Origin of the sequence: Halomonas sp. JB37, from assembly GCF_002332255.1 — a bacterium.
GTDB lineage: Bacteria > Pseudomonadota > Gammaproteobacteria > Pseudomonadales > Halomonadaceae > Vreelandella > Vreelandella casei.
The window spans coordinates 3,105,983-3,128,712 of record NZ_NRGW01000001.1; the positions used below are offsets into that span (position 1 = coordinate 3,105,983).

22 protein-coding genes are annotated in these 22,730 nt (G+C 56.2%); 16 read left to right on the forward strand and 6 right to left on the reverse strand.

Annotated elements, in window-relative coordinates; genetic code table 11:
• Window positions 1-20: 20 nt before the first annotated feature.
• From mnmA to CIK78_RS14480, 7 genes are all read left to right on the forward strand, one after another.
• On the forward strand, window positions 21-1,199 hold the full coding sequence (gene mnmA, locus CIK78_RS14450; protein WP_255249127.1) for a tRNA 2-thiouridine(34) synthase MnmA: 1,179 nt from the start codon (window positions 21-23) through the stop codon (window positions 1,197-1,199).
• On the forward strand, window positions 1,196-1,837 hold the full coding sequence (gene hflD, locus CIK78_RS14455) for a high frequency lysogenization protein HflD (RefSeq protein WP_096281388.1): 642 nt from the start codon (window positions 1,196-1,198) through the stop codon (window positions 1,835-1,837). The genes mnmA and hflD overlap by 4 nt, the downstream gene beginning before the upstream one ends.
• 96 nt (window positions 1,838-1,933) lie before the next feature.
• On the forward strand, window positions 1,934-3,319 hold the full coding sequence (gene purB, locus CIK78_RS14460; RefSeq protein ID WP_096281390.1) for an adenylosuccinate lyase: 1,386 nt from the start codon (window positions 1,934-1,936) through the stop codon (window positions 3,317-3,319).
• Between the two features lie 47 nt (window positions 3,320-3,366).
• Window positions 3,367-4,554, forward strand: a complete 1,188-nt coding sequence (locus CIK78_RS14465) for a cupin domain-containing protein (protein ID WP_096281392.1) — start codon at window positions 3,367-3,369, stop codon at window positions 4,552-4,554.
• A complete protein-coding gene (locus CIK78_RS14470; protein ID WP_096281394.1) occupies window positions 4,554-4,979 on the forward strand; it encodes a GNAT family N-acetyltransferase in 426 nt (141 codons plus the stop codon). The genes CIK78_RS14465 and CIK78_RS14470 overlap by 1 nt, the downstream gene beginning before the upstream one ends.
• A 262-nt stretch (window positions 4,980-5,241) precedes the next feature.
• Window positions 5,242-6,840 carry an isocitrate lyase gene (locus CIK78_RS14475; protein ID WP_096281396.1) on the forward strand — a complete coding sequence of 533 codons (1,599 nt, stop codon included), beginning with the start codon at window positions 5,242-5,244 and terminating at the stop codon, window positions 6,838-6,840.
• Between the two features lie 344 nt (window positions 6,841-7,184).
• Window positions 7,185-7,655 (forward strand): glycine zipper 2TM domain-containing protein, encoded by a 471-nt coding sequence (locus CIK78_RS14480; RefSeq protein ID WP_096281398.1) that lies wholly within the window; start codon window positions 7,185-7,187, stop codon window positions 7,653-7,655.
• A gap of 128 nt (window positions 7,656-7,783) precedes the next feature.
• Here CIK78_RS14480 and CIK78_RS14485 read toward each other — a convergent pair whose 3' ends face one another.
• Window positions 7,784-8,065: a hypothetical protein gene (locus CIK78_RS14485; protein WP_096281400.1), complete on the reverse strand. Its 282-nt coding sequence runs from the start codon at window positions 8,063-8,065 to the stop codon at window positions 7,784-7,786.
• Between the two features lie 175 nt (window positions 8,066-8,240).
• Between CIK78_RS14485 and CIK78_RS14490 the strand changes: the two genes are divergently transcribed.
• Complete coding sequence (locus CIK78_RS14490; protein WP_096281402.1) at window positions 8,241-8,723, forward strand: peptidylprolyl isomerase; 483 nt, start codon at window positions 8,241-8,243, stop codon at window positions 8,721-8,723.
• 77 nt (window positions 8,724-8,800) lie between these two features.
• Here the strand turns inward: CIK78_RS14490 and nikR are convergent, their stop codons facing one another.
• Window positions 8,801-9,211 (reverse strand): nickel-responsive transcriptional regulator NikR, encoded by a 411-nt coding sequence (gene nikR, locus CIK78_RS14495; protein ID WP_096281404.1) that lies wholly within the window; start codon window positions 9,209-9,211, stop codon window positions 8,801-8,803.
• A gap of 98 nt (window positions 9,212-9,309) precedes the next feature.
• On the opposite strand from nikR, the gene CIK78_RS14500 reads away from it, so the two are divergent.
• Genes CIK78_RS14500 through CIK78_RS14520 form a run of 5 tightly spaced genes read left to right on the forward strand, consistent with a single transcriptional unit; the run spans window position 9,310 to window position 14,205 of the window.
• Entirely contained in the window at window positions 9,310-10,899 is a 1,590-nt protein-coding gene (locus CIK78_RS14500) for an ABC transporter substrate-binding protein (protein WP_096281406.1), read from the forward strand.
• On the forward strand, window positions 10,878-11,894 hold the full coding sequence (locus CIK78_RS14505) for an ABC transporter permease (RefSeq protein ID WP_096281408.1): 1,017 nt from the start codon (window positions 10,878-10,880) through the stop codon (window positions 11,892-11,894). Before CIK78_RS14500 ends, CIK78_RS14505 begins: the two co-directional genes overlap by 22 nt.
• The gene (locus CIK78_RS14510) at window positions 11,891-12,691 is read left to right on the forward strand and encodes an ABC transporter permease (RefSeq protein ID WP_096281410.1); all 801 of its coding nucleotides are present in this window, start codon (window positions 11,891-11,893) and stop codon (window positions 12,689-12,691) included. Before CIK78_RS14505 ends, CIK78_RS14510 begins: the two co-directional genes overlap by 4 nt.
• 34 nt (window positions 12,692-12,725) lie before the next feature.
• Window positions 12,726-13,595: an ATP-binding cassette domain-containing protein gene (locus CIK78_RS14515; RefSeq protein WP_096281412.1), complete on the forward strand. Its 870-nt coding sequence runs from the start codon at window positions 12,726-12,728 to the stop codon at window positions 13,593-13,595.
• Window positions 13,588-14,205: an ATP-binding cassette domain-containing protein gene (locus CIK78_RS14520; RefSeq protein WP_096281414.1), complete on the forward strand. Its 618-nt coding sequence runs from the start codon at window positions 13,588-13,590 to the stop codon at window positions 14,203-14,205. The genes CIK78_RS14515 and CIK78_RS14520 overlap by 8 nt, the downstream gene beginning before the upstream one ends.
• On the opposite strand, the gene CIK78_RS14525 is transcribed toward CIK78_RS14520, so the two are convergent.
• The 4 genes from CIK78_RS14525 to CIK78_RS14540 form a co-directional block, all read right to left on the reverse strand.
• On the reverse strand, window positions 14,198-15,388 hold the full coding sequence (locus tag CIK78_RS14525; protein ID WP_096281417.1) for an MFS transporter: 1,191 nt from the start codon (window positions 15,386-15,388) through the stop codon (window positions 14,198-14,200). The genes CIK78_RS14520 and CIK78_RS14525 overlap by 8 nt on opposite strands.
• 30 nt (window positions 15,389-15,418) lie before the next feature.
• On the reverse strand, window positions 15,419-15,940 hold the full coding sequence (locus CIK78_RS14530; protein WP_096281419.1) for an NlpC/P60 family protein: 522 nt from the start codon (window positions 15,938-15,940) through the stop codon (window positions 15,419-15,421).
• Window positions 15,941-16,140: 200 nt separating this feature from the next.
• Window positions 16,141-18,606: a YbeU/YbeR family protein gene (locus CIK78_RS14535; protein ID WP_096281421.1), complete on the reverse strand. Its 2,466-nt coding sequence runs from the start codon at window positions 18,604-18,606 to the stop codon at window positions 16,141-16,143.
• A 175-nt stretch (window positions 18,607-18,781) separates the two neighbouring features.
• Complete coding sequence (locus CIK78_RS14540; protein WP_096281423.1) at window positions 18,782-19,024, reverse strand: GlsB/YeaQ/YmgE family stress response membrane protein; 243 nt, start codon at window positions 19,022-19,024, stop codon at window positions 18,782-18,784.
• Between the two features lie 138 nt (window positions 19,025-19,162).
• On the opposite strand from CIK78_RS14540, the gene CIK78_RS14545 reads away from it, so the two are divergent.
• From CIK78_RS14545 to CIK78_RS14555, 3 genes are all read left to right on the forward strand, one after another.
• Window positions 19,163-20,032 carry a D-hexose-6-phosphate mutarotase gene (locus CIK78_RS14545; RefSeq protein ID WP_096281425.1) on the forward strand — a complete coding sequence of 290 codons (870 nt, stop codon included), beginning with the start codon at window positions 19,163-19,165 and terminating at the stop codon, window positions 20,030-20,032.
• Window positions 20,033-20,258: 226 nt separating this feature from the next.
• A complete protein-coding gene (locus tag CIK78_RS14550; RefSeq protein ID WP_096281427.1) occupies window positions 20,259-21,647 on the forward strand; it encodes a YcjX family protein in 1,389 nt (462 codons plus the stop codon).
• Window positions 21,644-22,681 (forward strand): TIGR01620 family protein, encoded by a 1,038-nt coding sequence (locus CIK78_RS14555; RefSeq protein ID WP_096281429.1) that lies wholly within the window; start codon window positions 21,644-21,646, stop codon window positions 22,679-22,681. The genes CIK78_RS14550 and CIK78_RS14555 overlap by 4 nt, the downstream gene beginning before the upstream one ends.
• Window positions 22,682-22,730: the final 49 nt, after the last annotated feature.

The window sequence follows — 22,730 nt, forward strand, 5'->3', positions numbered from 1 at the left end:
CACACCACTGCTCCTGAAGGATACCTATGTCATTTAAAACCGGGTCATCCACTGATTCCACAACGTCGGCGCTGCCCGAGTCTGAGCCAGCCACTCGCGGCAAAGTCATTGTTGGCATGTCCGGCGGCGTCGACTCTTCTGTTTCGGCCGTTCTCCTCATGCAGCAAGGCTATGAGGTGGAAGGCTTGTTTATGAAAAACTGGGATGAGGACGACGGCACCGATTACTGCACGGCTAAAGAGGATCTTGCTGACGCTGAGGCGGTGTGCGAAAAGCTGGGTATTAAGCTGCATACCGCGAATTTTGCGGCCGAGTACTGGGATAACGTATTTGAGCACTTTTTAGCCGAGTACAAAGCAGGCCGCACGCCCAATCCTGACATTCTGTGCAACCGAGAAATCAAGTTTAAGGTGTTTCTTGAGTACGCCGAAATGCTGGGGGCCGACAAAATCGCCACCGGCCACTATGTGCGCGAAGCGCAGCGCAACGGCCGTCCTCGCTTGCTAAAAGGCCTGGATGGCAACAAAGATCAAAGCTACTTTCTACATGCGGTGCCAGAAGCCGCCATTGCGCGCACGCTGTTTCCCGTTGGGGAACTTGAAAAGCCCGCAGTGCGCGCTATCGCTGAACAGCACGGCCTGATTACCGCCAAGAAAAAAGACTCCACCGGCATCTGCTTTATCGGCGAGCGTCGCTTTCGCGATTTTCTGCAGCAGTATCTTCCCGCGCAGCCCGGTCTCATAGAAACGCCGGAAGGTGATGTGATTGGTGAGCACATGGGGCTGATGTACTACACCCTTGGTCAGCGCCAGGGGCTAGGTATTGGCGGGCTTGCCAACTACTCGGAAGAACCCTGGTACGTGGCGGCTAAAGATTTGGAACGCAACGTACTGATCGCGGTGCAGGGCAAGCATCATTCTTTGCTCTCCTCTGATTCGCTAGCTACCGAGGCCATGGACTGGGTGGCGGGCGAGCCGCCGGTTCAACAAGGCCGTTTTACCGCCAAAACGCGCTATCGGCAAAGTGACTGTGGCTGTGAAATGCGCGTTCTACCCAGCGGCGGCGTCGAGGTTACCTTCGATGACCCGCAATGGGCGGTAACGCCAGGCCAGTCCCTGGTGCTTTATGATGGCGATATCTGTTTAGGCGGTGGCGTTATTTGCGCTATCTGGAAAAAAGACGCGGAGGTTGCGGCATGAGTTCCACTACGCCGATTCATCGTGCGCCCGACTCTCCCGCCGTGCGCCAAGCGCTAGCCCTGGCGGGCGTATTTCAAGCCGCCAGCCTGGTGGACGAACTTGCTCGCACCGGCCAGGTCGACACGCGCGCCTGGGACACGCTCATTGAAGCCACTGTGGATACTAACCCACCGAGCTTCGAAGCCATTTATGGCGGGCATCCCAACAATCTTCGCCGTGGCCTAGAAACCTTAGAAGCCTTGGTGGGCCGCAAACAGGCCAACCCTGTGGTGCTGCGCTACGGTTTTTCACTGCTAATGCTGATGAATAAGCTGCGCACCAATAACGCGATGATGGATTCGCTCGGCCAAAAATTAACGCGCATTCAGGGGCAGGCCGAGCACTTCGGCTCTACCCATGAAAACGTCGTTGCCAGCCTAGGCGAAGCGTATCAAGAGACGCTCTCGACCTTTAAAACCCGCATTGTGGTGCAGGGCGACCCGTCGCTGCTGCAAAGCCGCATGATGCCCGAACGCGTACGCGCCTGCTTAATGGGCGGCATCCGTTTTGGGCTATTATGGCATCAGCAAGGCGGGCGGCGCTGGAAGCTTGTGTTCCAACGCAAGGCGCTTCGCCGCGCTCTGGACAGCCTTAGTTAGGCTGCTGATGCCATTAGCTAACCTGTTTTTGAACCGTTTGTTTTTGAACTGTTTGTTTTTGAATAACCTGCTCTCGAACCACCTGGAAACGATGCCATGCAACTCTCCGCTTTGACCGCTCTCTCCCCCGTTGACGGCCGCTACGCTTCTAAAGCTGCCGCACTGCGCGAACACTTCAGCGAATTCGGCCTGATCCGCGCCCGTGTGATTGTGGAGGTTCGCTGGCTACAGCGCTTGGCCGAGCAAGCTCAAATCACTGAAGTGCCTCCTCTTTCCACTGATGCGACGGCGTTTCTTGAGCAGCTGATTACCGAATTCTCGCTCCAGGATGCCGAGCGCATCAAAGAAATCGAGCGCACCACCAATCACGATGTCAAAGCGGTTGAGTACTTCCTTAAAGAGAAGATTGCGGATCAGGCCGAGCTGCATGCGGTTACCGAGTTCATCCACTTCGCCTGCACCAGCGAAGACATCAATAACCTTTCCTACGGCGTGATGCTCAGCGACGGCCTTAAGGCCATGCTACCCACCATGCATGAAGTGGCTGACGACATTGCCAAATTGGCCATTGCCCATGCCGCCCAGCCGATGCTGTCGCGCACCCATGGTCAAACCGCTACGCCCACAACGCTGGGTAAAGAAATGGCGAACGTGGCGTACCGTCTTAAGCGCCAGCTAAAGCAGATTGAAGCAGTGGAAATGCTGGGTAAGATCAACGGTGCCGTGGGTAACTATAACGCCCACCTGACGACCTATCCTGAAGTCGACTGGGAAGCCAACGCGCGCACCTTTGTGGAAGGTTTAGGACTGACGTTCAATCCCTACACCACTCAGATCGAGCCACACGACTACATTGCCGAGCTGTTTGATGCCATCTGCCGCTTCAACACGATCCTGATCGACTTTGATCGCGACGTATGGGGCTATATCTCACTGGGCTACTTTAAGCAGCGCACGGTTGAAGGCGAAATTGGCTCTTCCACCATGCCGCATAAAGTTAACCCGATTGATTTTGAAAACTCTGAAGGCAACCTGGGTCTCGCCAATGCGATACTTGGCCACCTTTCTCAAAAACTGCCTATTTCTCGCTGGCAGCGCGACCTGACGGACTCCACCGTACTGCGTAACCTGGGCGTGGGTCTGGCGTATGGTTTAATTGCTTATCACGCCAGCCTAAAAGGCATCAGCAAGCTTGAAGCCAACCCGGAGCGCCTAGACACTGACCTGGATAACAGCTGGGAAGTGCTCGCAGAACCGATCCAAACAGTCATGCGCCGCTACGGCATCGAAAAGCCCTATGAAAAACTTAAGCAGTTAACGCGTGGCAAACGCATCGACCAGGCCGGTTTTGCCGCGTTCATTGACTCCCTTGAGCTACCTGATGATGTCAAAACCGAACTGAAAGCGCTGTCACCGGCAAGCTACATTGGCAACGCTCAGGCACAGGCCGAAGCGCTGACAAAACAGCTCGGTTGCTTGTAACACCCTTTGCTGCGACCACCTCTTTCTCCAGCACGACAGGATACGCCATGAACCATCACGATAAGCCGCTAACCCTTCTGGGCGATCTTACCGCCGCAGATTTCTTAGCCAATTATTGGCAGCAAAAACCGCTGCTGATTCGTGGCGCCATGCCAGACTTTATCAGCCCCATCGAGGCCGACGAACTGGCAGGGCTTGCCTGTGAGCCTGGCGTAGAGGCTCGCCTAGTCGAGGAAGAAGGTCCGGACGGCCCTTGGCAGGTATCTCACGGCCCCTTTGATGAAGCCACCTTTGCACGGCTGCCGGAAACTAACTGGAGCCTGCTGGTTCAAGCGGTTGACCACTACGTGCCCGCCGTTGCAGCGCTAATGGATGAGTTTGATTTTTTACCGCGCTGGCGCCTTGATGACGTCATGATCAGCTATGCACCTCCTGGCGGCAACGTGGGCGCGCATATTGACCAATACGATGTCTTTTTGCTTCAGGCCAGCGGGCACCGTCGTTGGCAGCTAGGTGGCAAATTAACCGAAGATGCCCCGATCATCGCCGGTATTGATCTGCGCATCCTGCAAGAATTCACCATCGAGCCCGACTCAGACTGGGTGCTTGAACCGGGCGACATGCTGTACCTTCCCCCCGGCTGGGCGCACCACGGTGTCAGCCAAAGCGATGACTGCATGACTATTTCGCTCGGCTTTCGCGCGCCCTCTGCCGACGAAGCCATCACTTCTTATGCGGATTTTTTGGGCGAACAGCTTCCCGCATCCCAGCGCTATAGCGATGCGGGCATGGCGCCTGCAAATTTGACCGGCGAGCTAGACGATGCAGCCATTGAGCGTATGCGTCAGCTGATTGTGTCGACACTCGATAACCCGGTGCAGTTAGCGCAATGGTTTGGCCGCGTCATGACCCAGCCAAAATATGTTGATCAAGTTGTACCGCTTGAAACACCGCTGACCGAGGCGGCGCTTGTTGCTCAACTACAAGACGGCGAACCGCTTTATCACATGCCCGGCTCGCGCTTTGCTTGGCGCAGCGAAGCAGGCGGCACCACGCTGTTTGTCGATGGCGACAGCCACGCGTGTTCTGCTGAGCTAGCCCAGCGCTTAGCTGACGCAACCCCGATCTACGCCGAAGACCTTGAAATTGACGCTGCAGCAGCGCTGATTACACAGCTGGTAAACACCGGCAGCCTCGGCTTTATGAGCGATGAAGGCGACGACGAGGAGTATTAATGGCGATTGCCCACGTTAACTCTGGCGATTGGGAAACACTCGGCCCGGCTGCCAGTGAGATCCGCCGCCGAGTCTTTATTGACGAGCAAAGCGTGCCACAGGAAGAGGAATGGGACGGCCTTGACCCTGAGTGCCGGCACTTTCTAGCCATGCTTGACGGGCAGCCAGCAGGCACTGCCCGGCTGCTGCCAGATGCGCATATTGGTCGCGTTGCCGTGCTCGCTAACGCCCGAGGCACCGGCATTGGCGTACTGCTGATGAAGGCGGCGATTGAGGCGGCACGCCATGCGGGCCACTCTCAGGTAGCGCTTAGTGCCCAGGTTCATGCGCTGGCGTTTTATGAGCGGCTAGGTTTCGTCGCTCACGGTGATGAGTATATGGATGCGGGCATCCCACATCTCGATATGACGCTCTCACTGACGTAACAAGCCGCCGTAATCAATCTTTAGCACTGCCTCGGCAGTGCTTTTTTATGCCTGTTTGGCGAAAAACAACTACCTAAACCCGCCACAAACCCTCCCTTCCGCTACCCCCCTGTTGTCGGGTTACAACGCCCTGTGCACCCAAGTGTCAATTGTTGAATTGAGCATACTCACCGATAGTTGTTGCACTGCAGCGTTAAGGCAATGCGTTGCTAATTTGCGCAAGACCATTACGACTCAAGCCATCATTAAAGAGGGTATGCTCATGTCAGGACTACTCGACGATATCAAAGCCATGGCCCAACTACGCGAAGCACAGGGCGGCAAATGGGAAGCCATTAAACCTGAGTACGCCGCCCGAATGCGGGCTCAAAACCGCTTTCATACCGGCATCGACATTGCTCGCTACACCGCTAAAATCATGCGTGAGGATATGGCCGCCTATGACGCGGACACTGCGCAGTACACTCAATCGCTTGGCTGCTGGCACGGCTTTATTGGCCAGCAGAAGCTTATTTCGATCAAAAAACACTTTGGTACCACTAAACGTAGCTACCTCTACCTTTCTGGTTGGATGGTCGCCGCACTGCGCTCCGAGTTCGGCCCACTGCCTGATCAGTCGATGCACGAAAAGACCTCGGTCGCAGATCTCATTGCAGAACTTTATACGTTCTTGAAACAAGCCGATGCCTGGGAACTGAACCATCTTTTTCGCGCCTTGGGCGATGCTAAAGACGCGGGCAGTCGTGAGGAAGAACAGCGCCTGATCAGCAAAATCGACAATTATGAAACGCATATCGTGCCGATCATCGCCGATATCGATGCAGGCTTTGGCAATGCGGAAGCCACCTATCTGCTGGCCAAAAAATTCATCCAAGCGGGCGCCTGCTGTATCCAGCTAGAAAACCAGGTCTCTGATGAGAAGCAGTGTGGTCATCAGGACGGCAAAGTCACCGTCCCCCATGAAGACTTCCTAGCCAAAATAAACGCCGTGCGTTACGCCTTTTTAGAGCTGGGTATCGACGACGGCGTGATCGTGGCGCGCACCGACTCACTGGGCGCCGGTTTGACACAAAAAATTGCCGTTACGCGTGAACCCGGTGATCTCGGCGACCAGTACAACTGCTTCATAGACGGTGATGTGATTGAAAATGCTGCCGACATCAACAACGGCGATGTCGTCATCAAACAGAACGGCAAGCTGGTTAAACCTAAGCGGCTCGCCTCAGGCCTCTATCAGTTCAAGCCAGGCTCTGGCGAGGATCGCGTTATTCTGGACTGCATCACCAGCCTGCAAAATGGTGCGGACCTGCTGTGGATCGAAACCGAAAAGCCCCACGTTGGGCAAATTGCTAGCATGGTGAATCGTATCCGTGATGTCGTGCCGGATGCCAAGTTGGTTTACAACAACTCACCTTCGTTTAATTGGACGCTCAACTTCCGCCAGCAGGTGTTTGATGCTTGGCAAGAGGAAGGTAAAAACGTAGCGGCGTATCAGCGTGAAAAACTGATGAGCGCCGAGTACGACGACACCGAGCTTGGCCAACTAGCCGATGAATGGACCCGCAATTTCCAGCGTGACTCTTCTCGCGATGCGGGTATTTTCCACCACTTAATCACGCTGCCCACCTACCACACCGCCGCCCTGTCGACTGACAATCTGGCAAAAGGTTACTTCGGTGATGAAGGCATGCTGGCATACGTAAAGGGCGTGCAGCGTCAAGAAATCCGCCAAGGCATTGCCACGGTTCGCCATCAGGATATGGCCGGCTCCAACATTGGCGATGATCACAAAGAGTTTTTCCACGGCGATGCCGCGCTCAAAGCCGGTGGCAAAGACAACACCATGAATCAGTTTGGCTAATATAGACGTTTGATGCATTCATACGCTTATCGGAGCTTATAACAGGAGGCCTTGTGGTCTCCTGTTATAGTTATCGTGTAGTATTTGCACACTGCTTTCTTAATACGCTGTTACACTCTTGACTAAGCTATTTAGGGGCTATTATTTTTACGCATTGATCTTTTTAGATGATAGCTGGTCAAAGGTGGTAGTATCGGCTATCTTTAACGAACACTGTTCTATAACTGCAATCCACCTTTTGCCTACCTGTTGGTAGCAGCTATACGGGCGACAGTTACTCAAGACAGCTATTCAAGATAGTCATTCAAAATAGTTATTCAAATAGATATACCTTGGAGGTTTTAATGAAACGTCTTCTTCTTCCTGTTGCCGCAATGAGCATTCTTACGCTAGCGGGCTGTGCCAATACGTCTGGTTATTCTGGCGATGTCTATCGCGGAAGCCAAGCGCAAACGGGCCAAAACGTGACTTACGGCACGATCTCGGCGGTTCGTCAGGTACAGATTCAGGCTGAAAGCCGTGCGGGCGGGCTGCTGGGCACAGGTGGTGGCGCTATCATCGGTGGCCTTCTGGGCAGCCAAATTGGTGGCGGTTCAGGACGCCAGCTAGCCACCGTTGCCGGCGCACTGGGTGGCTCAGTAGCAGGTACTGCAGCGGAAGGCGGTGCTAACCGCGTAGCCGCGTTAGAAATGGAAATTCGCCGCGACGATGGCACTGACGTTGTCGTTGTACAGCGCGCGGATCATCCTTTCCAAGCGGGGCAGCGTGTACGTTTGATTGGTAATGGCGGCAGCATGAGCGTTGCGCCCTACTAACTAGTTGCGCCCTACTAACGAATAGTGACGGCTATTGAAGGCGATTTTTCACTAGCAGTTAAACGTTAGCAAAAAGCCCGGCCATCAATGATGGCCGGGCTTTTTTATCGAGTGCTACCAAGCGATGCTTAAAAGTTAGCCTTGTTGCCGGCCCAGCTTACTAGCGCCGAGACGCCCCAGCCGATAAGACATAGCAGTATCGCCACCAGCAGCATTTCAACTGGCTGCACCAGGGTCGTTGCGCCTAGTACCGCTAGCGTGATTACCCACAGGTAACGGTTATCACCGTCACTTTTCAAAAAGCCGGGCAGTACCTTATCTAGCCCCTGGCTAACGCCGTTGCTCCAGCGCTGATTGACAAAATATGCAATCAGGCAAAACGCGATAAGCCAAATAAAAAAAATCGTCATTGAGTGCTCCAAAATAATAGGGCAAAGGAAAAAGTGATGGTCGTAGGGTATCCCTGGTCACCCTAACGCGCAACACCGCCTAAAGGCTTGGATAGGAAAAAGCACCCTTACCCCCTGACAAGCCAGCACACACGCGTTACCATATTGGGACATGCACTCAGCTAAAGGTTATTCCATGCAAATTGCACAAAACTCGGTTGTCGCGTTCCACTACACACTGACCAACGATGCAGGTGAAGTGCTTGACAGTTCCGAAGGCCGTGAGCCGCTAACCTACCTCCATGGCGCTGGCAACATCATTCCGGGCCTTGAGAAGGAGCTTGAAGGTCGTGCAGCGGGCGAGAAACTTAATGTTGCAGTATCTCCAGCCGAAGGCTACGGCGAGCTGCAAGAAGAGCTGATGCAAGAAGTGCCTCGCGATGCCTTCCAAGGCGTTGAGAGCATTGAGCCGGGCATGCAGTTCCAAGCCCAGACTCAAGGCGGACCACTAATGGTTACCGTCAAGAAAATTGAAGGCGATACGGTGGTTGTTGATGGCAATCACCCACTGGCTGGGCAGAATCTCAACTTTGACGTTGAAATCGCTGAAGTCCGCGATGCAAGCGCTGATGAAGTTGAGCACGGCCACGTGCACGGTGAAGGTGGCGTTGAGCACTAAGTGCCTCGCGATACCGATCAGAAAAAAGGTGACCCTCGGGTCACCTTTTTTTATGCCTATGATTTAGGAACCCCCGATTAAGCGTCTTCATCACTGGGGATCAGCATTAGCTGCCCGTGACGAACGCTTCTTGATGAAATCACTTCGGCCGCAAACTGTTTTAACGCGCTCCCCTGGCCCTTGAGCAGAGCAACTTCGAGGCAGCTGTCATGGTTAATATGCACATGCAACGTTGAAAGCATCAGGTGATGATGGTCGTGAGAATGACGCGTTAAACGCTTAGACAGCTCCCGGGCTGCATGGTCATAAACATACACCAGCGCACCCATACAAGGCGCGTCGGGCGCAGCCTCTTCCCTCACCTGCTTTAAACCGCTGCGCGTTAAGTCGCGAATCGCTTCAGAGCGGTTCTGGTAACCACGCTCATGCATTAGCGTATCCACTTCTGCGAGAAGCTCCTGGTCAAGCGTTACCGTTACACGCTGCATTCACGCCCCCTTTGCTGATTGGCTGTTCACATCCTGACGGTGTCGCCAGTATGATGTTATTGTAAAAACATCATACTGACGACATAAAGGATCAAGCGATGGCTAAACCATTTAGGCCTATCTTACTGGGCATTACGCTAAGTTGTTTAGCTGTCGCCAGTGGCGTACAGGCAAAAGAGCAGTTAATCCTGGCGATTGGTGGAGAGCCCGAGCAAGGCTTCGACCCGCTGTTGGGCTGGGGGCAGTACGGCAATCCACTGTTTCAGTCAACGCTACTCTCGCGCGGCAAGGATCTATCGCCACAGGCGGAGCTTGCCACCGAGTGGTCACTTTCAGACGATCGACTGACCTGGACACTCATACTGCGCGACGATGCCCGCTTTTCTGACGGCACGCCGCTCACCGCTGAAGACGTTGCCTATACCTTCAACACAGCGGCACGCGCAGGTGGCCGGGCTGACCTCAGCGCCCTTGAAGTAGCCACGGCGCTTGACGACCATACCGTGACGCTACGCCTGCAGGCTCCGCGTATAACGTTTATCGACCAGCTGCTGACACTCGGCATTGTGCCCAGTGCCGAGCGCGACAACGGATACAGCGAGCGCTATGGTCGGCATCCTATCGGCTCTGGACCTTATCAACTGGTTGAATGGCAGGAAGGCGAGCAGCTGATTGTTGAACGCAATCCTTATTTCTACGGCCCCGAACCCACCTTTGAACGACTGGTATTTCTATTTACCGGTGAGGATACCACGCTAAGCACCGCCCATGCGGGCCAGGTAGATATCGCCTCCGCCCCTGCCGCACTGGCCTCCAACCTGCCGGCGCATATGAATCGAACCATCATGCAAAGCGTCGATAACCGCGGCATTCTGTTTCCCATGCAGCCAGCGAGTGGCGAGCAAGCGGCCTCTGGGGCGCCCATTGGCAATGACGTAACCGCTGACATTGCCATTCGCCAGGCGATCAATTTAGCCGTTGACCGCGACACATTGGTCGACGTGGCGCTTCATGGGTTTGGTCGGCCGGCATTTGGCCCAGCCGACGGCCTGCCTTGGAGCGCGGAAGAAGAGCAAATAGCAGCACCAAACCTTGGCCTCGCCGCCGAGATTCTTGACGGCGCAGGCTGGAAGCTGCGTGATGACGGCGTGCGCTATAAAGATGGCCTGCCTGCACGTTTTCGCCTCACCTATCCGTCAAGTGACACCACCCGGCAGCTACTCTCGGAAGTCAGTGCCGAGATGGTTCGCCCTTTGGGCATAGACATGCAGCCCACCGGCCGTCATTGGGATGAAATTAAGCGTGAGGCGCTGCACCAGGATGCCATCATGCTTGGCTTTGGCAGCCACAGCCCTCAAGAGATTTACTACCTTTTCCACAGCCAGCACGCGGGCAACGGTTTCTATAACAGCGGTTTCTACGCCAATGCTGAGGTTGATGCGAACCTTGACGCCGCCCAAGCGGCAGAAAGCGTTGCACAAGCCAACGACTACTGGCGCGCAGCCCAGTGGGGCGGCACAACAGGCTACGGCGTTCGCGGTGATGCTAGCTGGGCTTGGCTAGTCAATCTTGAGCATGTCTACTTTACCAACAGCTGCTTGGATGTGGGTGAGCTGGGCATCGCCCCGCATGGGCACGGCTGGCCGATCACTAGCAATCTGCTTGAATGGCGCTGGACGTGCGACTGATTAATTTCATAACGCAGGAATTAGCGCAGGGAATAGCCAAGCGTTTAGCGCGCCTAACACTGGTATTACTCTGCGTGGCATTGGTGTCATTTGGACTGATGATGGCTTCGCCAATTGATCCCATTGATGCCTACTTAGGCCCCCAAATGGCTCAGGTTAGCCCTGAACAGCGCGAGCTAATTGCCCAGCGCTGGGGGTTTGACGCGCCGCCTGTCGTACAGTTTAGCCACTGGCTGCGCCAACTATTGAGCGGCGACCTAGGCTGGAGCCATGTGTATAACCAGCCGGTCAGCGAAGTCATCGGCCAGCGCTTTCAGCGCTCCATTGCCCTACTCGGCGGCGCCTGGCTATTGTCAGCACTGCTAGGCTTTAGCCTGGGCGTTGTGGCAGGCGCCAAGGAGGGCTCAACGCTGGATAAGATCATCAGCACATACGCCTATATCACCGCCTCTACCCCCGCTTTTTGGCTGGCGATACTCGCAGTGCTGTTGTTTTCGGTATTTTTGGGCTGGACGCCCACTTGTTGCGCAGGCCCGACCGGGATCTTGAGTCAGCAGGTGTCGCTCGCTCAGCGCTTGCATCATCTCGTGCTGCCAATTGCCACGCTGGCACTGCTGGGCATCGCCAATATAACGCTGCACACGCGCCACCGCATGCTTGAATTTATGCGCTCAGAGGTGGCCACCCACGCCTTCGCCCAAGGCGCTAGCCGACTTGATGTGGCGTGGCGACACGGCATACGCCATGCATGCTTACCGGCAATGACGCTAGCGTTTGCATCCCTGGGCGAGCTGTTTGGCGGCTCTATCTTAATTGAGCAAGTATTCGCCTATCCTGGCCTGGGTCAGGCCACGGTGGCCGCTGGCCTGCGCAGCGATATTCCGCTCCTACTAGGCATTGCGCTTTTTACCGCCCTATTTGTCAGCATTGGCAATCTAATGGCCGATAGCCTTTACGGCGTTATCGATCCGCGAATCAAGCTGGGTGACCTATGATCCGCCATCAGCCGCGCCTGCGCGCCCTGCTCAGCGCTGGCATCACCCTACTGCTCATTATGGGGCTCATCGCCAGCCAGTGGCTGCTGGGAGACACTCCGCAGCAGATGCAGTTTGATGCACGGCTAGCACCGCCGAGCCTTGCTCATTGGTTTGGTACCGATGCGCTAGGGCGAGAGCTGTGGGCGCGCACTTTGGCGGGGCTTTCCATTAGCTTTTGGGTAGGCTGCCTGGCCGCTCTGCTGAGCACGCTGATTGCATTAAGCCTGGCGGCATTGGCCGCGCTGTCTAGGCGGCTGGATGCCCTGGTTAGCCTGCTGATAGATACGCTGCTTAGCGTGCCGCATCTTATTCTATTAATGCTCATCGCCTTTGCCCTTGGCGGAGGCACTCAGGCAGTGATTATCGCAGTTGCCGCCACCCACTGGCCTAGCTTAGCCCGCGTGCTGCGCGCTGAGCTACTGCACTTACGCCAGGCTCCCTACGTACGCATTTCCCGTGCGCTAGGCAAGTCACGCTGGTTTGTGCTGCATAGCCATTTACTACCTCACCTGCTTCCCCACTGTCTGATCGGCGCTTTACTGCTATTTCCTCACGCAATCTTGCACGAAGCGGCGTTAACGTTTTTAGGCTTTGGCCTAAGCCCTAGCCAACCCGCTGTTGGCGTACTGCTGGCTGAAGCCATGCGTTACCTAACGGGCGGCTATTGGTGGCTCGGGGTATTTCCTGGGTTAGGTCTACTCATCATGGTGCTGTGTTTTGCGCGCCTGGGCAGCAATCTAAGGCGAGCGCTATAGCGCTTTTTAAGCAACGGCTGATAAGAGGCTTGCCATGTTAACCATTGAACAGCTATCGCTACGCCTGCCCCACTACGGAACGGGGTATGCCGCCTGGTGGAAGCGTAGCTGGGCGACCTGCTTAGATAACTTATCGCTGCACTTTTTGACAGGCGAGGTACATGCATTGGTAGGCGCTTCGGGCGCCGGAAAGAGCCTACTGGCATATGCCATCATGGGGCTGCTGCCAGCATCGGCACGGCTCAACGGCCAGCTGTGCTATCAAGGGCAACTTCTCGACAAACGAAGCCAGAAAACGCTGCGTGGCCGTGAACTAGCGCTTATCCCGCAATCGTTGAACGCTCTGGACCCGCTGGTACGCACCCAGCGTCAAGTGGCCTGGGCAGCCGAGCGCGCAGGCCAGTCTTCGGGAAGCGCCCGGCAATCCGCTCGGCAAGCGTTGGACCACTACCGGCTAGATACTCGCGCCCAGCAGGCCTACGCTCATGAGCTTTCAGGTGGCATGGCACGCCGCGTTCTAACAGCCATGGCGCACGTTAGCCAGGCGCAGCTAGTGATTGCCGATGAGCCTACCGTGGGCCTTGATCCACATCAGCGCCAGCGCGTGCTGGCAGCGCTAAGAGACTTGGCAGACCAAGGCAAAACCGTCATTTTAATCACGCATGATCTTCGCCACGCTCTACCGATTGCCGACCGCGTCACTATTATGCGCAGCGGCAAGCTGATTGAAACCGCTCCGGCTCACGCCTTTCAGGGCACCGGCCGCTCGCTCACCAACGCCTATTCCCAGGCGCTGTGGCTAGCGCTACCCGACAATGCGTTTACGCTCCCCAAACCTTGCGCGGCATCTATCGCCGATAAAGCCGCCGGCATCAAGGCACAGCAGGAGATCAGCGTTGCTTAATGCGCATCAGCTTAGTTTTCAATTTACAGCCGGGGTGCCGCTGCTGCAGAACGTTTCCCTAGCGATAGAGGCTGGGCAGTGGGTAGGACTAAGCGGCGATTCTGGGGCGGGAAAATCAACGCTAGGAAAACTGCTGGCAGGCTATTTAACCCCGCACAAGGGCAATGTCATCCTGGACAATGCGACACTTCCCACAAGCGGCGTGCAGCCCGTACAGTGGCTACCGCAGTCGCCGGAGCTTGCGGTTAATCCGCGCTGGCGGGTGGCTAAAATATTACGTGAAGCCTGGACGCCCTCTGAGGCGCAGTGCCAAGCGTTTGGCGTGCAGCCCCACTGGCTATCGCGCTTTCCCCACGCGCTTTCGGGAGGCGAGTTACAGCGGGTTTGCGTGCTACGCGCCCTGGCACCAGGGGTGCGTTTTTTGGTTGCCGATGAAATCTCGACCATGCTCGACCCCATCACTCAGGTTGAGCTTTGGCAGGCTTTAAAGCAGAAGGCGGAACAACGCCGCCTGGGTGTGCTGGTGATTAGCCACGATACCGCGCTACTGAAACGGCTATGCACACAGCGCTATCACTTAAGCAATGCTCAGCTTACGCCTATCAGCTAGCGGCCTGACGGCGTTCGAAACGCCATAGTCCAAAAGCAATCGTTAGCGTAATGCTCAGCAATAGCCATGACCCTACGGCAACGCCTGACCAACCGGCCCAGCGCCAGAATGGCTCTAGCCAGAAACCCCCAAGGCTTGCCCCCGTATAATAGAACACCAGATACAGCGCTGAAGCACTGCCGCGGGCTCCCTGGGCGTAGCGTCCCACCCAGCTAGAGGCCAGTGAGTGGGTTAAGAAAAAGCCAAAGGCGTTAACGCTTAGTCCAACGATAATCAGCACCAGCGATTCCGACAACGTGATGGCAGTACCCAGCATCAAGATCATCACCCCTACCATCATGCACGTCGCGGGTGAAAAACGTCCGGCTAAACGTCCTGACATCATGGAACCAAAGGTGCCTCCCAGATAGGTCAAGAAAATCAGCCCCAGGCCGCTGGCCGCCAGCGTGTAGGGCTCGTCGGCCAGCCGGAAGGTGATATAGCTGTATTGATTAATAAAGATTAAAAAGTTGATGCCACCCAAGCAATAGGCGGCGAGCAGTATCGGACTACGCAAATGCCCCAGTAGATCACTGGCCGCTTTACGCAGCTCAAAACGCTGGGGTACAAACGCGCGGCTGTTAGGCAGCAGGCGCCAAAACACCATGCAGCCAACCAGGGTAATGATGCCTACGGCTAAAAAAGCAGCGGTAGGGCCGCCTATCTCGGCGGCGGCACCGCCCACAATTCGCCCGCTAATACCGCCGAGCGAATTAGCGCCGATATAAAGCCCCACGGCACTTAGCAGTGCGGGCTTTTCAAACTCATCACCCATCCAGGCAATCGCGACGGCCGGTAGCCCGCCCAGCACAAACCCCTGCACTAAGCGCAGCAGTAACAAGCTTTCAAAAGTAGGCGCGAAGGCCAAAGCAAGAGAGCAGCCGCCTGCCAGCAGCAGGGTAATACGCATAATGCTTTCGCGGCCAATAGCATCTGAAAGCGGCCCGAAGACCAGCAGTGCCAAGGCAAGAGAAAGCGTCGAGACCGACATGAGTAGACTAACGCCGAGGGTAGAGACATCGTAGGTCTCTTTTAGCCCTGGCAACAGCGGTTGGGGCGCGTATAAATTGATAAAAACGAGAAATGAACCCAGGCAAAGCGCCAAGGTAGCGCGCCACCAGGCGCGCGTTTTGGCTTCAATCATGCCATTCCTAAAGTAAGCGGCGTTTGGCTACTAGAAATTACTGCCTAACTGAGCCAAATGGGTTGGCTCCAGCGCCCGGCGTGCCTGCCAGTAGTAGCGCTGCCAGTAACTATTATCCAAGCTGGAAATAATTACCCCTTTTGACGTTGAGGCATGGAGAAAATAGCCATCGCCTACGTAAATGCCCACGTGGTTATAGCGGCCCGGGGGACTGAAGAACACCAGATCGCCCGCCTGTAGCTCTTGGCGGTCGATCGAGCGTCCCTCGTGTACTTGACCACGGGTGGAGCGCGGCAACTCTAAATTGAAAGTGTCTCGGTAAACATTGCGAACCAGGGCCGAGCAGTCAATGCCTCTTTCTGACGTGCCGCCAATTCGGTAGGGCGTTCCTGCCCATCGCTGGTGCTGTGCCAGAAGTGCCTCGCGAACAACCGTTGGTGGCGGAACTTGCTGACTAAGCAGTTGAGCATTGATGGGATCAATCGGCGACATTTGCGGATTGGCCCCTATTCCCGGCAACGACATAGAGAAGTAGTTCTCAGGGGCTTGCATGTTGCTCTGTCGAGAAGATCCCGCACAGCCAGCCACCAATGTAACTAAAAAACAGACACTTGCAACACGGACAGCGGTCACAGCGGGGCGTGGCAACGCAACCATGCGATTAACCTCAAGACATGTATAGGAGTATGATATGACAAAACTAATTTTTTCAACGCACGACTATAAGCTAGTTATCATGTGTTTGGCGAGCATCAATGTAAGGTACGTTGATCGCCCGGCAACGTATCGATATGCAAGGGTGCAAAATGGCGCGGTTTATTACCTGGAAAATCCAGGCTCACCCACGGCCCTGCCAAAACGGGCGCACCGCAGACCCAGGCCACTAACGCCTGACGAAAACCGGCTAAAAAGCTTTCGCGTTCAGGGGTTTCGCCCATAAAAAACGAGAAGCCTGCGTACATACCCTTCGCATATTCCTGCCAGCCCGCGTAATGGTTCGCGGCCAGCTGGTAGGCGCTGTCCAGCACCGTCGCAAAGGCTTGACCGTCTAGCCAACCAAGCTGTCGGGCGGCAATCGCCAAGTCAACCAGCTGAGCAATATCCCACGCCGCCATATCGACATCATTACAGCTATCTTCATTGTCGCGAACGCGGCGTAAGCGCAGCAAATGATGGCGCTCATCTTCAGCGCAGTCGCCGGACTCCAAAATGGCGATTTCGGCATCCAACCGCTCGGGGTTCAGCGTGTAGGGCGCGTAGTTAATCTGATATTCCTGACGATCGCCAGACTCCAGCATATAGGCCAGGAACTCTTGCATATCGTCAGCGCTGTTCAAATGGTAATGGCTGTCCACCCACTCGCGGATTTCAGCGCACTCGCGGATGCTCTCAGGCTGAGGCTCGCTCCATACGGCGCTATTCAACGGCCCTACCAACGACATGGCAGTGAAGTGGCTTAAGGTGGGCCGGCTGCCCGGCTCGCACCATGCATCGTGGCGCCAGTCCAGCCAGTGAAACAGGCTGCCGGGGTCTTCAATGTGCCAAATAATTTCATTGATTAGCGAGGCGTGCTCAGGCTCTGGCAGGCAGCTTTCCCAGGCAAACCATGCCTCTAGCAGACGCTTTGCATTGGGATAAAAACGACACAGGCAGCTGCGCAATTCGCTGGCGTACGCCATTAATGGGTCACGCTCTAACAGCCCGCTATCCAGCGACATGTGCAGGTAGAAAGCGAATTTCTCGGCCATGTGAATAGTCGCCGCATGGCGGCTGACACCCTTAACCGCATTGCGCTGCTTAAGCTCTTCAGGGGTCGGCTGCCCAAACCAGCTTTGCGACGGTGGCAGCACGCCGTGGACGGCATCGGCGGCTAGCTGATTGAGGTGATGCGCCTGCGCCGGTAGCCAGTAGCGCGCTAACGCACCGGCCCCCTCATCGGCATAAAGATCTAAAGACTCCTGCAGATACAGCGCCGCATCGGCGCGCTGCTCTTCGGCAAGCGCGGCGGAAGGATCTATCTGACGCAGCATGACATCGGGTTCGCGAACGCCTGCCAGCGCTAAAAGCCAGTGATGAGAGGTATTACGCCACTGACGAATACGAGCTTGCGAGGCCTTGCGCGTCGTCTCATCTAACAATTTGTTGGGTGCAGTCTGCCACGGACTATGGTCGCTATGAAGCAGCAGCTGATGCCGTTCGCTGGGCGTTTTATCACGCCGATCAATACCATCAAACAGGCTCTGCCCTCGCCCGTAGGCATCAACAAGCGCCTGCCAGTCAGGGTAGCGGACACTAATTAAATCGGCGGCGTGGCCCGCCAGGTCATCGGCTTCCTCTTGACTAAGCCAGCCACAGCAGGCGCCCGCCCAAGCGAGTTCCACCAAACGCATCCAGTCCCAGGCCGCCCACTCTAATGGCTCGACTTGGGTAACAAACTGATTCAACACCGGCGCATAGGGTGACTCTTCTACCACGCTACGCTGCCATTCCATGCGCTGCGCATTATCCATACCCAATAGCTCACGCGCTTCGATATCCCAGCGCTGACGCTCGCCCTGCGCGCCGAGCCAAAGCATCGCACCGAGCAGTGCGTCACGATCACGCACATCCCACACGTGGGCCAGCCACTCGGTGGCATCAGGCCAGTCCGTTTGACTAGCAGGATAGGCAATGATCGGCCGAAATAGCGCGCATAGCCGCCAGCTTTGCGCCTGAGGCTGCTGGGGCCATAGCGGCGACGGAGCCGAGCATTGGCTTAAAGCACGTTCAAGCGAGCCCCACGTAATGCCTTCGCCGTTAGTTTCAAGGTTCGCCAATGTCTGGCAGGCATCCATAAAGCGATCGTCGGCGCCAAATTCCCAGCCTCGTGCACCTAGCGAACGACGCAGGTCGGCCAGCCAAGCACGCAAATCGTTGTAGTCACTGGTGATGCGACGCGTTAAATGGTGCGCCCAGGCTTGCGCTTGGCTGGGTTCAAGCCAGCCTGCGGCGCCTGCTAGGGCTGCCCACTCCAGGCCGCCAAGTAAACGGTCAGCGCGACCTGCAGGGGCACCCAGGCCGTGAAACAGCTGTTCAGCCAGCTCTCCACGCCCGGTAATCCCTAATTGCAGCAGGCGCTGCTCCGCCGCTCCTGCGTCGACCGCCAGCGGATGAGAAGTAACCGCCCAATCGCACAGCAAAAGCTGCTGGGCCCACCAGGCATTTAACGCGTCGGTCAAGAGGCACCTCGAGAAAACACAATGTCGCCAGCAAGGAGCTGGAATAAAGCCGCTTAGTGTAACGGAAAGTGGCGCAAACACCGAGAGTCAGAGGCGCCCGCGGGTAGAGGTAGGCGTAAAACAACACCGCCCGGCACAGGGCCAGGCGGTTGTCATGCAGCGAGCCGTTAAATGGCTACGCTTTTCTGACCTTACTAATGACCCACAGTAGCACCACGGCACCAACTATTGCGGTAACCAGTGAACCGATGAAGCCACCTGAGGAAAGGCCTATCAGGCTAAACAGAAAACCGCCAATGACCGCGCCAACAATACCCACACCAATGTTACCGAGGATGCCAAAGCCGCCACCACGCATGATGTTGCCAGCAATCCAACCAGCTAAACCACCAATGATTAACCATGCAATAAAGCCCATATAGTCTCCTTACTATTTCAATTACAGGTTTTAGTTACGCGTTTTACCTAGCCGTCGCGCTTGTTCTACCATAGCACACAGCGCTACTGTTCTGCGCCTAGTCAGTATAGATGCTTGGCAACTTTTAAAGGAAAACTCATGATCCCCGACTCGCTCAAACAGCTGCTTAACAGCACACAGGGCCAACAAACGGCCCAGTGGGAAGGCCGCGACGTGGTACTTTTCAATATGCCTTGGGGCGAATTGGTGATCAGCCTACAGGGGGCTCATGTACTGCATTTTCGCCCCATGGGAGACACTGATTGGCTATGGTTGACGCCCACGCCGCAGGCGTTACCAGGCGCTATACGGGGCGGCATTCCGGTCTGCTGGCCGTGGTTTGCCGACGAACGCTATGCCGATGAAAGCCCTAATCATGATGGCCCTTTTCATGGCCTCGCACGCCACGCCGACTGGCGCTTAGACGTCGTGGACGAGCATGCCGAAGGCATTGAAGTGCATCTTTCTCCAGAGCAGCGCCTGCATACTCAGTTGACTGCGCGGCTGGTCGTTCAAGCGAATGCTCAGCGGCTCAACGTTGAGCTCATTAGTGAGAATATTGGCGAAACGCCGGTCAAAACGAGCGCCGCACTGCACACTTACCTAGCCGTTGCCGATGTCCATCAGTGCCGTCTGGAAGGCCTTTCCGGAGCGCGCTATCTCGACAAGCTGCGCGACTTTGCCGAAAGCGAACAGCAAGGCACGCTGGCGGTTCAGGGGGCGGTAGACCGCATCTATCATACCAACGCAGCAGTGCTGCTAAGCGACGGCGAGCGCAGCCTGCGCATCAGCAAGCAGTCGAGCGACTCAACCGTAGTATGGCATCCCAACAACGACCTCCCTAGCGATACCCCCGCCGAGGCAGCACGTCATTTTATCTGTGTCGAAGCCGCCAATACGCGCCTGGACCCTGTTTGGCTCGTGCCCGCTGCCCAGCACCTGCTAGGCACCACCTTGAGCCGCGGTTAATCGTCCGTTCATCAATGTGTTGCTACGCTATACGCTGTTAATCTCGACGCTATTAACCTAGACACCGTTAATCCAGACAGGGCTACTCTACACATGGCTAATCTGTGCCAGCGCTATGATTGACCACATAGCGCATACTGCGACTAGTGAATGCCACAATAGATAGCGGCTTTGACGATGAGTGGCAGAGCCAACGTAGGAAAGCAACATAAAAGGGATCGATAGGATGCGCCAACCGTTAAGTCGCGAACTAAGCAATTTGCTAGAGCGAGGGCGCGATCGCCAGCTGCGCTTAGCGGTCACGGGCCTCTCTCAAGCGGGCAAAACTGCTTTTTTGACCTCGCTGGTCAATCAGCTACGCCATGCCGGCATCGAAGCACGGCTTGACTTGCTACCTGCCGCCCGCGAAGGCCGTCTGCTCGGCGCACAGCGGCTTAATCAGCCCGACCTGGGCGTGCCCCGCTTCCCCTATGATCCGGGCATGGCCGCACTGCGCGATACGCCACCACGCTGGCCAGAACCCACCCGTGGCATCAGTGAATTACGCTTACAGCTGCGCTACCGCCCTGCCCGCAGCGGCTGGCTTACGCCTGAGATTGCTCACCTTACCCTGGATCTTTTTGACTACCCCGGCGAATGGCTGCTCGATCTACCGTTATTACAGCACGACTTTTACAGCTGGAGCCAAGCGCAGGCAATGCATGAGGGCGAACAACGCCGCGGCCTATTTAGCGAGTGGCTGACAGCCGTGGCATCGCTCGACCCGGCCAGCGAAGCCGATGAAGCCCAGCTCGCCGCGCTAGCCGAGGAATATGCGCAAGGATTACTCCGTGCCAAACAGGCCGGCTTTTCTGATCTTCAGCCAGGCCGCTTCTTGCTGCCGGGTGAGTTAGAAGGTGCCCCGGTGCTGCAATTTTTCCCTCTGCCGCAGCTAAGCGCCTCAAAAGAGGCGCTAGAAGCATTGCCGGCTAACAGCCTCTACGCCACGCTGGCCGCGCGTTTTCGCTACTATCAACAGCAGGTAGTAAAGCCCTTTTACCGCGATCACTTTCGCCGCTTTGATCGTCAAATCGTACTGGTGGATGTGCTCGGTGCGCTCAACGCGGGGCCTGAACGGTTTGAAGACCTTTCCCGCGCGCTGCGCCAACTAATGCACAGTTTTGATTACGGCAAGCGTAGCCTGCTCACGCGCCTATTCGCACCAAGAATTGATCGCCTAGCGATTGCGGCGACCAAGGCCGATCACGTCACACCCGACCAACATGGTCACGTGATACAGCTGCTTGAAGCCCTTTTGGCAGAGCCGCTGAAAGATCTGCGCTTCGCCAACGTGCCTGTCAAAGCACTTTCGCTAGCGTCGATACGCGCCACAGAAGCACGTGAAGTGACTCACGAAGGTAAGCGATCGCCTGCACTTCGCGGCACGACGCTTGAAGGCGAAGACGTGCTGGTTTATCCCGGCGATGTGCCCGCTAGACTACCCTCCGCTGATTTCTGGCAACAGCAGGGCTTTGATTTTCCAGGTTTTCGCCCAATGCAGAGCCACTCAGAAGCGCTAGATCATATTCGCATGGACGCCGCCATCGACTGGCTGATTGGAGACAAATTGACATGACCACCCCTCAGCCACGCCGTCACTTCACGCTGGATGACAGGCCAGATAACACCCCGGAAGTAGACCCCGCTCTGCGTCAGCGCGAAGCCTTTGCGGGCACCAGTGAGCATCATCCGCTGGCACCGGTTGCGGAAGAGAAAGCACTGCCTGCCGCCAGCCTAGGCGCTCCGCGCAAGCGCCGCTGGGGGATGCTGTTTGCCTTAGTAGGCAGTGCTGGACTGGGTACGGCAGAGCTGGTCACCGGCATTCCAGACGCGCTGGCCCAGTCTCAGTGGCTCGCCATTGCGTGGCAGCTATTTGGCATTAGCCTGATTGGTTTAGGCAGCCTTTCACTGCTCAAAGAACTGGGCCGTTTGCGTCGCTTAAAACGCCACGACAAACTGCGCGGTGATCTTACTGAGCTGCCCTTACGCTCCCCCCGCCAAGCGCTCGCCATGGCTGAGCAGCTTAAACGCCAGCTCAAGCTCGCCGATGATGATCCCCACTGGCTGGCTTTTCAAGGCGCCAGCCAGCCTCATCATAGTGGGGAAGAAATTCAAACGCTGCTGCGCTATCACCTTCTGGCACCGCGTGATCGTGAGGCCCAGCGACTGATTACCCGCATGTCGAGTGAAACCGCGATTATGGTGGCGATCAGCCCGCTAACACTTGTTGATATGGCGCTAGTGGCCTGGCGCAGCTTAGCGATGGTCGATCGATTATGCCGTCTTTACGGGCTTGAACTAGGCTACGCCAGCCGCCTGCGGCTGTTTCGCAACGTACTACACAATATGGCCTTCGCCGGTGCTAGTGAATTGGCCACCGAGGCCAGCATGGATATGCTTTCGCTCGATTTAGCCGGCCGCCTTTCTGCCCGTGCAGGGCAAGGGCTCGCCACCGGGCTGCTGAGTGCTCGCTTAGGACTACGTGCCCAGCGCCTTTGCCGCCCGATACCTTTCACGACCGAAGAGCAACCCAGGCTGGCTGATCTACGCCAAGACCTGTGGCGTCAGATCAAGCGCTTAGATAAAGAAACCGTTGCGCAGAGCCGCTGAGAAGGTAAACAACAGCCAACTTTTTTCGCCAACAGGCTGGGATTCAACG

Bases quoted from the DNA above. Each gene is read 5' to 3' on its own strand.
- hflD (WP_096281388.1), top strand. From the start codon at position 1,196: ATGAGTTCCACTACGCCGATTCATCGTGCGCCCGACTCTCCCGCCGTG.
- purB (WP_096281390.1), top strand. From the start codon at position 1,934: ATGCAACTCTCCGCTTTGACCGCTCTCTCCCCCGTTGACGGCCGCTAC.
- CIK78_RS14465 (WP_096281392.1), top strand. From the start codon at position 3,367: ATGAACCATCACGATAAGCCGCTAACCCTTCTGGGCGATCTTACCGCC.
- CIK78_RS14470 (WP_096281394.1), top strand. From the start codon at position 4,554: ATGGCGATTGCCCACGTTAACTCTGGCGATTGGGAAACACTCGGCCCG.
- CIK78_RS14475 (WP_096281396.1), top strand. From the start codon at position 5,242: ATGTCAGGACTACTCGACGATATCAAAGCCATGGCCCAACTACGCGAA.
- CIK78_RS14480 (WP_096281398.1), top strand. From the start codon at position 7,185: ATGAAACGTCTTCTTCTTCCTGTTGCCGCAATGAGCATTCTTACGCTA.
- CIK78_RS14485 (WP_096281400.1), bottom strand. From the start codon at position 8,065: ATGACGATTTTTTTTATTTGGCTTATCGCGTTTTGCCTGATTGCATAT.
- CIK78_RS14490 (WP_096281402.1), top strand. From the start codon at position 8,241: ATGCAAATTGCACAAAACTCGGTTGTCGCGTTCCACTACACACTGACC.
- nikR (WP_096281404.1), bottom strand. From the start codon at position 9,211: ATGCAGCGTGTAACGGTAACGCTTGACCAGGAGCTTCTCGCAGAAGTG.
- CIK78_RS14500 (WP_096281406.1), top strand. From the start codon at position 9,310: ATGGCTAAACCATTTAGGCCTATCTTACTGGGCATTACGCTAAGTTGT.
- CIK78_RS14505 (WP_096281408.1), top strand. From the start codon at position 10,878: ATGGCGCTGGACGTGCGACTGATTAATTTCATAACGCAGGAATTAGCG.
- CIK78_RS14510 (WP_096281410.1), top strand. From the start codon at position 11,891: ATGATCCGCCATCAGCCGCGCCTGCGCGCCCTGCTCAGCGCTGGCATC.
- CIK78_RS14515 (WP_096281412.1), top strand. From the start codon at position 12,726: ATGTTAACCATTGAACAGCTATCGCTACGCCTGCCCCACTACGGAACG.
- CIK78_RS14525 (WP_096281417.1), bottom strand. From the start codon at position 15,388: ATGATTGAAGCCAAAACGCGCGCCTGGTGGCGCGCTACCTTGGCGCTT.
- CIK78_RS14530 (WP_096281419.1), bottom strand. From the start codon at position 15,940: ATGCAAGCCCCTGAGAACTACTTCTCTATGTCGTTGCCGGGAATAGGG.
- CIK78_RS14540 (WP_096281423.1), bottom strand. From the start codon at position 19,024: ATGGGCTTTATTGCATGGTTAATCATTGGTGGTTTAGCTGGTTGGATT.
- CIK78_RS14545 (WP_096281425.1), top strand. From the start codon at position 19,163: ATGATCCCCGACTCGCTCAAACAGCTGCTTAACAGCACACAGGGCCAA.
- CIK78_RS14550 (WP_096281427.1), top strand. From the start codon at position 20,259: ATGCGCCAACCGTTAAGTCGCGAACTAAGCAATTTGCTAGAGCGAGGG.
- CIK78_RS14555 (WP_096281429.1), top strand. From the start codon at position 21,644: ATGACCACCCCTCAGCCACGCCGTCACTTCACGCTGGATGACAGGCCA.